Raw genomic sequence first — 12,952 nt, forward strand, 5'->3', positions numbered from 1 at the left:
ATTCTCTTTTTTAACAAGGAAGTTGCCCATGCTATCAGTGCCCGGCTTGTGCTGGCTATGCCGAATGCCGCTCAGGATGAGCCGCTGGGGGATCTGCTCCGTCTGCACGCGCGCCTTTGAGCGCCAACCTCCCTGCTGCCCCCAGTGCGGTTTATCCGCAACGCGCGTCGATATCCCCTGCGGGCGATGCCTGCAAAAACCGCCGCCGTGGGGCGATCTGGTGGCGGTCGATAATTACGTTCAGCCCCTGAGCAGCCTGATCCACCAGTTTAAGTTTTCTCGTCAGACGCAGCTGGCGGGGCCGCTGGCGCGCCTGCTGATACTCGCCGTTTTGCAGGCCCGGCGCTCACGGGGGTTACCAGCCGTGGATCTTCTTATCAGCGTGCCGTTGCACCGTCGACGTCACTGGCGTCGCGGCTACAATCAGAGCGACCTGTTGTGTCGCCCTCTTTCCCGCTGGTTACGCTGTGACTGGCAACCGGACGCGTTAAAACGCACACACGCAACCGCCGTTCAGCACCGGTTAAGCGCGCGGTTGCGCAAAAGAAATCTAAAAAATGCCTTTCGCCTTGATTTAGCGGTCAAGGGGCGCCATATCGCGATTGTGGATGATGTCGTCACAACCGGCAGCACCGTGGCGGAGCTTTCCCGACTGCTTTTGCAAAGCGGCGCAGCGACGGTTCAGGTATGGTGTTTGTGTCGTACCTTGTAGCCCTTTTCCGATGGGCGTATTATTATACCCAGGTAATTTAGTCAACTATTAGGCCAAAGCTATGATCCGTATTTCCGATTCTGCACAATCACACTTTGCCAAACTGCTGGCAAATCAGGAAGAAGGGACGCAGATCCGCGTGTTTGTGATTAATCCAGGCACTCCGAATGCAGAATGCGGTGTCTCTTATTGTCCTCCGGACGCTGTGGAAGCATCTGACACTGCCCTTAAATTTGAGCAGCTCACCGCCTATGTCGATGAGTTAAGCGCGCCATACCTTGATGACGCCGAGATCGATTTCGTCACCGATCAGCTGGGTTCTCAGCTGACGCTGAAAGCACCAAACGCCAAAATGCGTAAAGTGTCTGATGATGCGCCGCTGATGGAGCGCGTAGAGTATCTGCTGCAATCCCAGATCAACCCGCAGCTGGCCGGCCACGGCGGTAAAGTCACGCTGATGGAGATCACCGAAGACGGTCTGGCAATCCTGCAGTTCGGCGGCGGCTGTAACGGCTGTTCCATGGTCGACGTGACCCTGAAAGAAGGGATCGAGAAGCAGATGCTGAACGAGTTCCCGGAACTGAAAGGCGTACGCGATCTCACCGAACACCAGCGCGGCGAGCACTCTTACTACTAAGTTCCCGTCTTTTTTTACCCGGTGCCGCGCAGCGAGCCGGGCCGTTAAATCAGATCCCAGGCCGGGTAAGGCGATTTCGCCTCCCGGCTTTTGTTTGCCCGTCGCTCCCCGCCCCATATGTTGACCTGCGTCTCATAATTCAAATTTTGCCTGCCTGGGTGATTCTCAATCTGCACATGTTACCCGTATCATTCGCGTGGGCACTAAGCATCCTCATAACAGCCGACTAAACTTATTAGTTTCGCAGGCAATCAGTATTAGTGCCGTTAATTCTCTGTTCCCGGTTGGGACAATCGGAAATTGTCGTTGAAACAATGACGTTACCCATAACAATTGAAAGGCCAGGTTAATCATGCCATTAGTTATTGTCGCTATCGGTGTTGTCTTATTACTGCTCTTGATGATCCGTTTCAAACTGAACGGCTTCATCGCTCTGGTTCTGGTGGCACTTGCAGTGGGTCTGATGCAAGGGATGCCGCTGGTGAAAGTCATCAGCTCAATTAAAGCAGGTGTGGGCGGAACGCTCGGTAGCCTGGCGCTGATCATGGGCTTCGGTGCCATGCTCGGTAAAATGCTGGCAGACTGCGGTGGTGCACAGCGCATCGCGACCACGCTGATTGCCAAATTTGGTAAACAACACATTCAGTGGGCGGTGGTGTTAACCGGTTTTACCGTCGGTTTCGCGCTGTTCTATGAAGTCGGCTTCGTGCTGATGCTGCCGCTGGTCTTCACCATCGCGGCTGCCGCCAACATTCCGCTGCTGTTTGTCGGTGTGCCGATGGCGGCTGCCCTGTCCGTTACACACGGCTTCCTGCCGCCGCACCCGGGTCCAACTGCTATCGCGACCATCTTCCATGCGGATATGGGTAAAACCCTACTGTTCGGTACGATTCTGGCGATCCCAACCGTTATTCTGGCCGGCCCGGTGTTTGCACGCTGCCTGAAAGGTATCGACAAGCCAATTCCGGAAGGTCTGTATAGCGCAAAAACCTTCACCGAAGCGGAAATGCCAAGCTTTGGCGTCAGCGTCTGGACCTCTCTGGTGCCGGTTGTGCTGATGGCGATGCGCGCAGTTGCTGAAATGGTGCTGCCAAAAGGTCACGCGTTCCTCTCCGTCGCAGAGTTCCTCGGTGACCCGGTGATGGCGACGCTGATTGCGGTTCTGATTGCCCTCTTCACCTTCGGTCTGAACCGTGGCCGTAGCATGGATCAGATCAACGAGACGCTTGGCTCTTCCATCAAAATCATCGCCATGATGCTGCTGATTATCGGCGGTGGCGGTGCGTTCAAGCAGGTTCTGGTCGACAGCGGCGTAGACAAATACATCGCCTCGATGATGCATGAAACCAACATTTCGCCAATCCTGATGGCCTGGTCGATTGCTGCGGTGCTGCGTATCGCGCTGGGTTCTGCAACCGTTGCGGCAATCACTGCCGGCGGTATTGTAGCGCCACTGATTGCCACCACGGGCGTTAGCCCTGAGCTGATGGTTATCGCGGTGGGTTCCGGTAGCGTCATCTTCTCCCACGTGAACGATCCAGGCTTCTGGCTGTTCAAGGAGTACTTCAACCTGACGATCGGCGAGACCATCAAGTCCTGGTCGATGCTGGAAACGATTATTTCGGTGTGCGGCCTGATTGGGTGTCTGCTGCTGGCGATGGTGGTTTAAGCACAAAAAAGCCGGGTGGTGGTTGCGCCTGACCCGGCGTAGAACGTTAAAAGCCCGGCAAACTGATGATGTTTGCCGGGCTTTTTTTATCACTTCTTCGCTTTTCTGCGCTTATCCAAATCCTTAATCAGCTTGTTCACACCCTCATCGGCAAACATCTTTTCAAGGGTGGTGGAGAGCTTGCGCCGCCAGTATTTGTACTGATAGCTGGTGCCCGGAATGTTCACCGGCTCCGCCATTCCCAGCCAGTCCTCGGGTTGCAGGCCCAGCAGGGCGCTATTGCTGTCGGCGATATAGCGCTGCATGCCGCGATTCAGGGTTGCCGTCATCGCCATCAGCGAGGCTTTATGCCCGGCGCGTTTTGGCAGGCAGCCGTGCTTGTGCAGCGCATCCAGTAGCCCCTGTTTGGCCAGCTCGCGGTCCTGATACAGCCCGCGCAGCACCACTTCGTCTGGATATAACCCTAACGTTTTGCCGAGCGTGAGATCACCGCTCTCCCAGTAGCCTCGCAGCGTAGGAAGATCATGCGTTGTCGCGACAGCCATTGATTGTTGAGGGTACGCTTGCGGCGAACGGAACGTCTTCTCATGGTCACTTTCGAAATAGAGTACTTTGTATGAATAAACGCCACTCTCGCGTAATTTACTGACGATTTCAACCGGCACGGTCCCGAGATCTTCGCCAATCACCATGCAGTTGTGACGCTGACTTTCCAGCGCGAGGATCGACAGCAGATCGTCCACCGGGTAATGCACATAGGCACCGTGATCCGCCGTTTCACCGTAAGGGATCCACCACAGGCGCAGCACGGACATCACGTGGTCGATACGCAGCGCGCCGCAGTTTTGCATATTGGCGCGCAGCAAATCGATAAACGGCTCGTACCCGCGCGCGACCATCACATGCGGGTCCATCGGCGGCAATCCCCAGTTCTGTCCCAGCGGGCCGAGGATATCCGGCGGGGCGCCGACGGAGGCTTTCAGGCAGTAAAGCTCGCGGTCGCACCAGGTTTCGGCTCCGCCTTCCGCCACGCCTACGGCCAGATCGCGATACAGACCAATCGGCATGTCGTAGCCCTGGCTCTCCTGCCAGCAGGCGGCAAACTGACTGTACGCCAGCCATTGCAGCCACAGGAAAAAGTCCACTTCATCGGCGTGTTGCTTGCAAAAGGCTTTCACCTCCGGGGAGTCCACCGACTGATAGGCTTCCGGCCACACCGGCCAGCCCCAGCGCATTTCGTCCTCTTTCACCTGATACGCATGCAGCGCGTCAAACGCCGCCTGCCAGTAGAGGCTTTCGCCTTCCTGGGCGACGAACTGACGGAACGCTTTCATCTGGTCGTCCGTGCGCTTTGCAAAGCCTTTCCAGGCCATACGCAGGGCAGCCATTTTCAGGGCCGTTACCGTCGCATAGTCGACCCAGTCGGCTTCCCGCACCTGTTTCAGCGTCTGCTGGGTGGTGGTGAGATTCCACCACGCCTGGGCCTCTTTGCTTTTCCTGAAATCCTCCAGCGCGTTGACGTCGATATAAATCACATTCAGCCAACGGCGGGACGACGGGCTATACGGGCTGGCGCTTTCCGGGTTCGCCGGATAGAGGGCATGGATCGGGTTGAGGCCGATAAACGCCCCGCCGCGCTTGCCCACCTCCGCCAGCATATTTTTCAGATCGCCGAAATCGCCGATCCCCCAGTTCTCATTCGAACGTAGCGTGTAAAGCTGCACACAGGCGCCCCACAGCTTTTTTCCGTCGAGCAGCGCCTGCGGCTCGTAGCAGCGTTTTGGCGCGATGATCACCCGGCAGTGATAGCGCTTATCATCCTGCGTCAGCGTCAGGGTGTGGTAGCCGTGCGGCAGTTTTGCCGGAAGGGTGAGATTTTTCCCGCCCGTCGCATGGCCCTTATGCTGCTGGCCCTCTTCGGTGGTTAACAACCAGCTGAATTCGCCGCGGCCTTCCACCAGCAGCGCCATCTTCTTACCGGCTGTGAACACCTTCACCACCGGCACCGGCGCTACCGCCGCTTTCGCTGCGGGCGTTGTTTTGTGCATGGCGTCCAGCAAACGTCGTTTGGTTTCAGCGCCAATTGACTGTGGTTTGCCGTGAGCATTGATGTAACTGGGGCTGATCCCCGCCGCCAGGGCGGCATTATCCAGACGTTTGCTGTCCATCGCGCTTCCTTAGCGTTTTGCCTGCCAGATACGGGCCTGATAATCACGGATTGAACGGTCAGAGCTGAACATCCCACAGCGCGCGGTATTCAGAATACATGCGCGCGTCCAGGCGTCCTGATCGCGGTACAGCACATCCACCTGCTTCTGCGCTTCAACATAGGCCGCGAAATCAGCCATTACCAGATACGGATCGCCGCCCTGTTTGCCGATGCTGTGCAGCATCTGGTCGAAGGCGTGTTTGTCACCGTCGCTGTATTTGCCGCTTTCCAGCTCCTTCAGCACTGCATCCAGAACCTTGTCTTTCTTGCGCCATTTCACCGGATCGTAGCCTTTGGCTTTAAGGGCTTTCACCTCCTCGACCGTGTGACCGAAGATAAAGATATTCTCTTCACCCACCTGCTCGGCGATTTCGACGTTCGCGCCGTCCAGCGTGCCGACGGTTAAGGCACCGTTCAGGGCCAGCTTCATGTTACCGGTGCCGGACGCCTCTTTGCCCGCAGTCGAAATCTGCTCGGAGATATCCGCCGCCGGGATCAGCATTTCCGCTGCGGACACGCAGTAATCCGGCAGGAATACCACTTTCAACTTGTCGCCCACCTGCGGATCGTTGTTCACCGCTTCAGCCACTTTGTTAATGGCGAGGATAATGTTCTTCGCCAGGTAGTAGCCCGGCGCCGCTTTGGCACCGAAAAGGAATACGCGCGGCACGCGGTTCGCGTTCGGGTTTTCGCGGATCTCTTTGTACAGCGCCAGAATGTGCAGCAGGTTCAGGTGCTGACGTTTGTACTCGTGCAGGCGTTTGATCTGGATATCAAAAATCGCGTTCGGGTTGATTTCAATCCCCGTGCGCACTTTCACGAACGCCGCGAGGCGCACTTTGTTCTCTTGTTTGATGGCCTGGTATTTCTGGCGGAACTTGGCATCGTCAGCCTGTTTTTCCAGGTTGATCAGCTGGTCGAGATCGTTGGCCCACTCTTTCTTCAGCGTTTTATCCAGCAGCGCGGCGAGAGCCGGGTTGCACTGTTTGATCCAGCGACGCGGCGTAATGCCGTTGGTGACGTTATGGAATTTGTTCGGCCAGAGCTGGTGATATTCCGGGAACAGATCTTTAACCACCAGATCCGAATGCAGCGCCGCTACGCCGTTCACCGCAAAACCGCTGACCACGCACATGTTCGCCATGCGGACCTGTTTGTCGTGCACCACCGCCAGTTTCGCCCAGACCGCTTTATCGCCCGGCCAGGTTTTCGTCACCAGCACTTTGAACCGATCGTTGATCTGATTGATGATCTGCATATGGCGCGGCAGCAGCGCTTTCACCAGTTTCTCATCCCAGCACTCCAGCGCTTCAGGCATCAGGGTGTGGTTGGTGTAGGCGAAGGTTTTGCTGGTGATTGCCCAGGCCGCGTCCCAGCTCAGCTGGTGCTCATCAAGCAGCACGCGCAGCAGTTCCGGAATCGCGATGGTTGGGTGGGTATCGTTGAGCTGAATCACTTCGTAATCCGCCAGCTCTGACAGCTTACGCCCCGCCAGATGATGGCGACGCAGGATATCCGCCACGGAACAGGCGCACTGGAAATACTGCTGCATCAGGCGCAGCTTTTTGCCCGCCAGATGGTTGTCGTTCGGGTAGAGCACTTTAGTCAGTTTTTCGGCGTCGATACCCTGCTGCTCGGCACGCAGGAAATCGCCGTCGTTAAATTTGGTCAGGTTGAACGGATGGGCGTGCTTCGCCTGCCACAGACGTAGCGGCTGCGCCACGCCGTTGCGATAGCCCAGCACCGGCAGATCCCAGGCTTCACCGGTGATCACAAAACCCGGCTCCCAGTGGCCCTGTTTAGACACTTTCCCGCCGATACCCACCTGCACATCGAGCTGTGCGTTGTGGCGGAACCACGGATAGCTGCCGCGATGCCAGTCGTCCGGCGCTTCAATCTGATTCCCGTCGTTAAAGGACTGACGGAACAGGCCGTACTGGTAGTTCAGACCATACCCGATAGCGGATTGCCCCACCGTCGCCATGGAATCCAGGAAACAGGCCGCCAGACGCCCTAACCCGCCGTTACCTAAACCGGGGTCGGTCTCTTCTTCCAGCAGATCGGTCAGGTTAACGCTGTGCTCGCTGAGCACGTCGCTCACCTCCTGATACCAGCCGAGGTTCAGTAGGTTGTTGCCGGTCAGACGACCGATCAGGAACTCCATCGAGATGTAGTTCACATGACGCTGGTTTTTCACCGGCTTCGCCGCAGGCTGAGCACTGAGCAGTTCGGCCAGCGCGCCGCTCACGGCCTGCCACCACTGATGAGACGTCATGTCTTCGGCTGCAGACAAACCAAATCGCTGCCACTGACGCGTCAGGGCAGCCTGAAATTGAGCTTTGTTGAAGGTAGGCTGAGACATAGGGAATCGGCATCCTGTAGAGAAAGAAAAGATAATGGCGCTAGTGTGCCAGGCTCATTCCGGCTCTTCCTCCTCCTGCCAAGGATTAGACAGGGAGGAGTAGCGGGGATGAGCGCAAAAGTGTGATCAAGGCCACTCTGTGAGCATAGAACGAGTGTGCCAATACGGCGCGAGGATAAACGGGAAGAGTGTCAAAAAAATGAAATGCAGTTTCGGATGAAATTAATAACAGCAGAAATGATTGCTTACCAGGAATAATATTTCTTGCTTTTAGGCCTTTCTCAGAGGGTTATTTTCCAGGAATAACTATACCGGTTATTTATTAACTTCGTGATGAGAATCGCCTAATGAAACCAGTTTCAGGATAAGCGCACTAAATGCATACAAGCCAGCATCCATGCGGGATATAGGGCATCTAGGAAAGTTCCCGGTCAATGAGAAATAATTTTGTGACAGAGTGCAAATTAAGGGATAGAAAAGACGGACATAACTTGCAATAGTTCCTTTTCTGGCCGACCTTATATCAATTAATTACGAAGCGCAAAAAAAATCGATTTTCCTCGTTTCCCCACAGTGAAGTGAAAAACTTATGTTGATTCCGTCCAAATTAAGTCGCCCGGTTCGTCTTGACCATACTGTGGTCCGCGAACGTCTGCTGGCGAAACTTTCCGGCGCGAATAATTTCCGACTGGCGCTGGTTACGAGTCCTGCAGGTTATGGAAAAACAACGCTCATCTCACAGTGGGCCGCAGGCAAAAGCGATTTAGGCTGGTACTCCCTTGATGAGGGCGATAACCAGCAGGAGCGCTTTGCCAGCTACTTGATCGCCGCCATACAGCAGGCGACTAACGGGCATTGCGTCACCAGCGAAGTGATGGTGCAAAAACGCCAGTACGCCAGCCTCTCCTCCCTGTTCGCCCAGCTGTTCATTGAGCTGGCCGAATGGCATCGCCCGCTGTTCCTGGTGATTGACGATTACCACCTGATCACCAATCCGGTGATCCATGAATCCATGCGTTTCTTCCTGCGCCATCAGCCGGAGAACCTGACTCTGGTGGTACTGTCACGTAATCTACCGCAGTTGGGAATTGCCAACCTGCGCGTGCGCGATCAGCTGCTCGAAGTGGGCAGCCAACAGCTGGCCTTTAACCATCAGGAAGCGAAACAGTTCTTTGACTGCCGCCTCAGTTCGCCGATTGAAGCCTCAGAAAGCAGCCGCCTGTGCGACGACGTAGCCGGCTGGGCAACCGCGTTGCAGCTCATCGCCCTCTCAGCGCGTCAGAATAACAGCCCGACGCATCAGTCTGCGCGCCGCCTGGCGGGCATTAATGCCAGCCACCTGTCCGATTATCTGGTCGACGAAGTGCTGAACAGCGTTGACCCGGCGACCCGCCAGTTCCTGCTGAAAAGCTCGCTACTGCGCTCCATGAACGATGCGCTGATTGTGCGCGTTACTGGCGAAGACAACGGCCAGATGCGCCTCGAAGAGATTGAACGTCAGGGGCTGTTCCTGCAACGCATGGACGACTCCGGCGAATGGTTCAGCTTCCACCCGCTGTTTGGCAACTTCCTGCGCCAGCGCTGTCAGTGGGAAATGGCCACCGAATTACCCGACGTCCACCGCTCCGCAGCGGAAAGCTGGATGGCACAAGGCTTCCCAAGCGAAGCGATCCACCACGCGCTCGCCGCCGGTGACGCCAACATGCTGCGCGATATCCTGCTCAACCACGCCTGGGGCCTGTTCAACCACAGCGAGCTGACCCTGCTCGAAGAGTCACTCCGCGCCCTGCCGTGGGAAAGCCTGCTGGAAAATCCGCGTCTTGTCCTGTTGCAGGCGTGGCTGATGCAGAGCCAGCACCGCTACAGCGAAGTGAACACCCTGCTGGCCCGCGCCGAACAAGAGATGAAAGGCGAGATGGACGGTACGCTGCACGGCGAATTTAACGCCCTGCGCGCGCAGGTGGCCATCAACGATGGCGACCAGGAAGAGGCCGAACGTCTGGCGATGATCGCCCTCGACGAGCTGCCGCTGGCGAACTATTACAGCCGCATTGTCGCCACCTCGGTCCACGGGGAAGTGCTGCACTGCAAAGGGGATCTCACCCGTTCTCTGTCGTTGATGCAGCAGACGGAGCAGATGTCCCGCCGCCATGACGTCTGGCATTACGCTCTGTGGAGCATGATCCAGCAGAGCGAAATCTTATTTGCTCAGGGGTTCTTGCAAGCCGCCTGGGAGACGCAGGAAAAAGCGTTCCAGCTGATTCAGGATCAACATCTGGAACAGCTGCCGATGCACGAGTTCCTGCTGCGTATTCGCGCACAGCTGCTGTGGGCCTGGGCGCGTCTCGATGAGGCCGAAGCCTCTGCCCGTCATGGCGTTGACGTTCTCTCCACCTTCCAGCCGCAGCAGCAGCTGCAATGTCTGGCGCTGCTGGTGCAGTGCTCGCTGGCGCGCGGCGATCTGGATAACGCCCGCAACCATCTGAACCGTCTGGAAAACCTGCTGGGCAATGGTCAGTACCATAGCGACTGGGTTTCCAACGCCGATAAAGTCCGGGTGATTTACTGGCAAATGATCGGCGATAAGAAATCAGCCGCCAACTGGCTGCGTCAGACGCCAAAACCGGAATTTGCCAATAACCACTTCCTGCAAAGCCAGTGGCGCAACATCGCCCGCGCGCAGATCCTGCTCGGTGAGTTTGAGCCTGCGGAAATTGTGCTCGAAGAGCTGAACGAAAACGCCCGCAGTCTGCGTCTGATGAGCGATCTGAATCGCAACCTGCTGCTGCTCAATCAGCTTTACTGGCAGGCAGGGCGGAAAAATGACGCACAACGCGTCTTGCTGGAAGCATTACAGCTGGCGAACCGCACCGGATTTATCAGCCACTTTGTGATTGAAGGCGAAACGATGGCGCAGCAACTGCGTCAGCTGATTCAACTCAACACCCTGCCGGAGCTGGATCAGCACCGCGCCCAGCGTATTCTGCGAGAGATTAACCAGCATCATCGCCACAAGTTCGCGCATTTTGATGAGAACTTTGTCGAACGTCTGCTGAACCACCCGGAAGTGCCGGAGCTGATTCGCACCAGCCCACTCACCCAGCGTGAATGGCAGGTTCTGGGGCTGATTTATTCGGGTTACAGCAACGAACAGATTGCGGGCGAGCTGGCGGTCGCGGCGACCACCATCAAAACCCATATTCGCAATTTGTATCAGAAACTCGGCGTGGCGCATCGTCAGGATGCGGTGCAACATGCGCAGCAATTGCTGAAGATGATGGGTTACGGCGTGTAATGCAATGCCCGGCGGCGGGACGTTTGCCGGGCCTGAAGTTAAGTCAGTCGGGAGGCGCTGCCGCCGCCCGGACCGGGATTAGCACAGCTCTAACTGAACGTTATTGTCCTTAATCACCTGCAACACCCCCGCTGGCGGCATTACGTCGGTGTACACGGCATTGACCATGCTGATGCTGCCCATATTTACCATCGCGTTACGGCCAAATTTCGAGTGATCCACTACCAGCATAACGTGGCGCGAGTTGTCGATAATCGCCCGTTTGGTGCGCACTTCATGGTAATCAAACTCCAGCAGAGAACCATCGCTGTCGATGCCGCTGATCCCAAGGATGCCGAAATCGAGGCGGAACTGGGAGATAAAATCGAGCGTCGCTTCACCAATGATTCCGCCGTCGCGGCTGCGCAGTTCGCCGCCCGCCAGGATGATGCGGAAATCTTCTTTCTGCATCAGGGTATTGGCGACGTTAAGGTTGTTGGTGACCACGCGCAGATTTTCATGGTTGAGCAACGCATGGGCCACCGCTTCTGGCGTCGTTCCGATATCAATAAACAGCGTCGCGCCGTTGGGGATCTGGCTCGCCACTTTGGCGGCAATACGCTCTTTCTCTGCGGTTTGCGTCGCCTTACGGTCATGCCATGAGGTATTCACCGAGCTGGACGGCAGGGCCGCGCCGCCGTGATGGCGCAGAATACGGTTCTGATCGGCCAGGTCGTTTAAATCACGACGAATTGTTTGCGGGCTGACGGCGAATTGCTCCACCAGCTCTTCGGTGCTGACGTATCCCTGCTTTTTAACCAGTTCGATAATGGCGTCATGACGTTGCGTTTGTTTCATGAAATATCCCTGGGAATTATGTTCGTTTTCGCGCATTCAGCGTATCAGCAAAGGCCATTACCAGCCCCACGCCCAGCCCGGCAACGTGTGCGCCATTGGCGATAGACATACCAAACAGATCAAACCATCCGGCAATGAGCCATATTAATGCAAAGGTGATTAACCCGCGTTGCAGATAGATGCCGCTTTGTGGGTCGCGCTCGCCGCGCAGCCAGACATAGCCCATTAACGCATACACCACGCCGGACAAACCGCCGAACCACGGGCCGCTAAACTTGTGCTGCACATAGCCGCTCAGCAGGGCGCTGATCACGGTGATGACGACGAGTTTACCGGTGCCGAGGCGCTTCTCAACGGCGCCACCGAGATACCACCACCACAGCAGGTTAAAGAGGATATGCAGCACCGAGAAGTGCATCAGGGCATGGCTGAAGTAGCGCCAGACGTCAAACTGCACCGAAGCGTCATACGGCCAGGCCAGAGCAATCATCACCTGCTGATCGCCCACCACGTTCATGATGATAAACACCAGAATACAGGCCGCCATCAGCAGCAGGGTAAACGGCCCGGCGCGCTCGCGCACGGTGGCTAAGAAAGGGAAACGCTGATAGTGCAGCCCGCTGTCCGTATGGCCGGAGGTCCAGCTGGCCGCCAGGTAGCGCGGGTCCGCAGGGTTTTCAAGAAAGCGCGCCAGCTCGGTGTTAACAAAATTCGCCTGGCTTTCATCAGCAAGCCAGACATCGGTTTGCATATGCTGTTGAATCGTCAGGATCACACCCTGCGTCGCCATATAATCGACAAACGCCTGAGCGACGCGCGGGTTCGTAAAAGAGGTAATCATCAACATGGGCGGCAGTCGCTTATTTCCGTACAAAAGAGGACAGTATAACTGCGTCAGCCGCCAAAGGCGTGTTCTACTTCCGCCGGAAAATGACGATGCCAGGCGTCGAAGCCGCCATCAACGCTGTATACCGCGTCATAACCCTGCTGGAGCAGGTATTGCGCGGCACCTTTGCTGCTGTTGCCGTGGTAGCACATCACCATCACTGGCGTTTCAAAGTCGTTATCGCGCATAAACGCGCCCAGGCTGTCGTTCGTCAGATGAAACGCGCCCGGCGTGTGGCCCATCGCAAAACTTTGCGGATCGCGGATATCCACCAGCACCGCCTTTCCCTGGTGCATCTTCTGATGGGCTTCTTCTACATTAATGCATTCAAACTGTTCCATTCGA

General features: G+C 56.4%; 9 protein-coding genes. 4 read left to right on the top strand and 5 right to left on the bottom strand.

Features of this window, described 5'->3' with window-relative positions:
• Positions 1 to 28: 28 nt before the first annotated feature.
• The 3 genes from gntX (at position 29) to gntT (ending at position 3,018) form a co-directional block, all read left to right on the top strand.
• On the top strand, positions 29 to 712 hold the full coding sequence (gene gntX / locus C0560_RS19365) for a DNA utilization protein GntX (RefSeq protein ID WP_248859262.1): 684 nt from the start codon (positions 29 to 31) through the stop codon (positions 710 to 712).
• A gap of 61 nt (positions 713 to 773) precedes the next feature.
• Positions 774 to 1,349 carry a Fe-S biogenesis protein NfuA gene (gene nfuA / locus C0560_RS19370; RefSeq protein WP_100778588.1) on the top strand — a complete coding sequence of 192 codons (576 nt, stop codon included), beginning with the start codon at positions 774 to 776 and terminating at the stop codon, positions 1,347 to 1,349.
• A gap of 352 nt (positions 1,350 to 1,701) precedes the next feature.
• Entirely contained in the window at positions 1,702 to 3,018 is a 1,317-nt protein-coding gene (gene gntT, locus C0560_RS19375; protein WP_100778587.1) for a gluconate transporter, read from the top strand.
• Between the two features lie 89 nt (positions 3,019 to 3,107).
• On the opposite strand, the gene malQ is transcribed toward gntT, so the two are convergent.
• Both malQ and malP read right to left on the bottom strand, forming a co-directional pair.
• Complete coding sequence (gene malQ / locus C0560_RS19380) at positions 3,108 to 5,186, bottom strand: 4-alpha-glucanotransferase (RefSeq protein WP_248859263.1); 2,079 nt, start codon at positions 5,184 to 5,186, stop codon at positions 3,108 to 3,110.
• A 9-nt stretch (positions 5,187 to 5,195) separates the two neighbouring features.
• Positions 5,196 to 7,589: a maltodextrin phosphorylase gene (gene malP, locus C0560_RS19385; RefSeq protein ID WP_102105325.1), complete on the bottom strand. Its 2,394-nt coding sequence runs from the start codon at positions 7,587 to 7,589 to the stop codon at positions 5,196 to 5,198.
• 589 nt (positions 7,590 to 8,178) lie between these two features.
• Between malP and malT the strand changes: the two genes are divergently transcribed.
• A complete protein-coding gene (gene malT / locus C0560_RS19390) occupies positions 8,179 to 10,884 on the top strand; it encodes an HTH-type transcriptional regulator MalT (RefSeq protein ID WP_100778584.1) in 2,706 nt (901 codons plus the stop codon).
• A gap of 78 nt (positions 10,885 to 10,962) precedes the next feature.
• Here malT and C0560_RS19395 read toward each other — a convergent pair whose 3' ends face one another.
• Genes C0560_RS19395 through glpE form a run of 3 tightly spaced genes read right to left on the bottom strand, consistent with a single transcriptional unit; the run spans position 10,963 to position 12,948 of the window.
• Positions 10,963 to 11,721, bottom strand: a complete 759-nt coding sequence (locus C0560_RS19395; protein WP_100778583.1) for a DeoR/GlpR family transcriptional regulator — start codon at positions 11,719 to 11,721, stop codon at positions 10,963 to 10,965.
• A gap of 16 nt (positions 11,722 to 11,737) precedes the next feature.
• Positions 11,738 to 12,568 (bottom strand): rhomboid family intramembrane serine protease GlpG, encoded by an 831-nt coding sequence (glpG, locus tag C0560_RS19400; protein ID WP_248859264.1) that lies wholly within the window; start codon positions 12,566 to 12,568, stop codon positions 11,738 to 11,740.
• Between the two features lie 47 nt (positions 12,569 to 12,615).
• Entirely contained in the window at positions 12,616 to 12,948 is a 333-nt protein-coding gene (glpE, locus tag C0560_RS19405; RefSeq protein ID WP_100778581.1) for a thiosulfate sulfurtransferase GlpE, read from the bottom strand.
• Positions 12,949 to 12,952: the final 4 nt, after the last annotated feature.

It is taken from the genome of Lelliottia sp. AC1, assembly GCF_023278595.1.
Classification (GTDB): Bacteria; Pseudomonadota; Gammaproteobacteria; order Enterobacterales; family Enterobacteriaceae; genus Enterobacter; species Enterobacter nimipressuralis.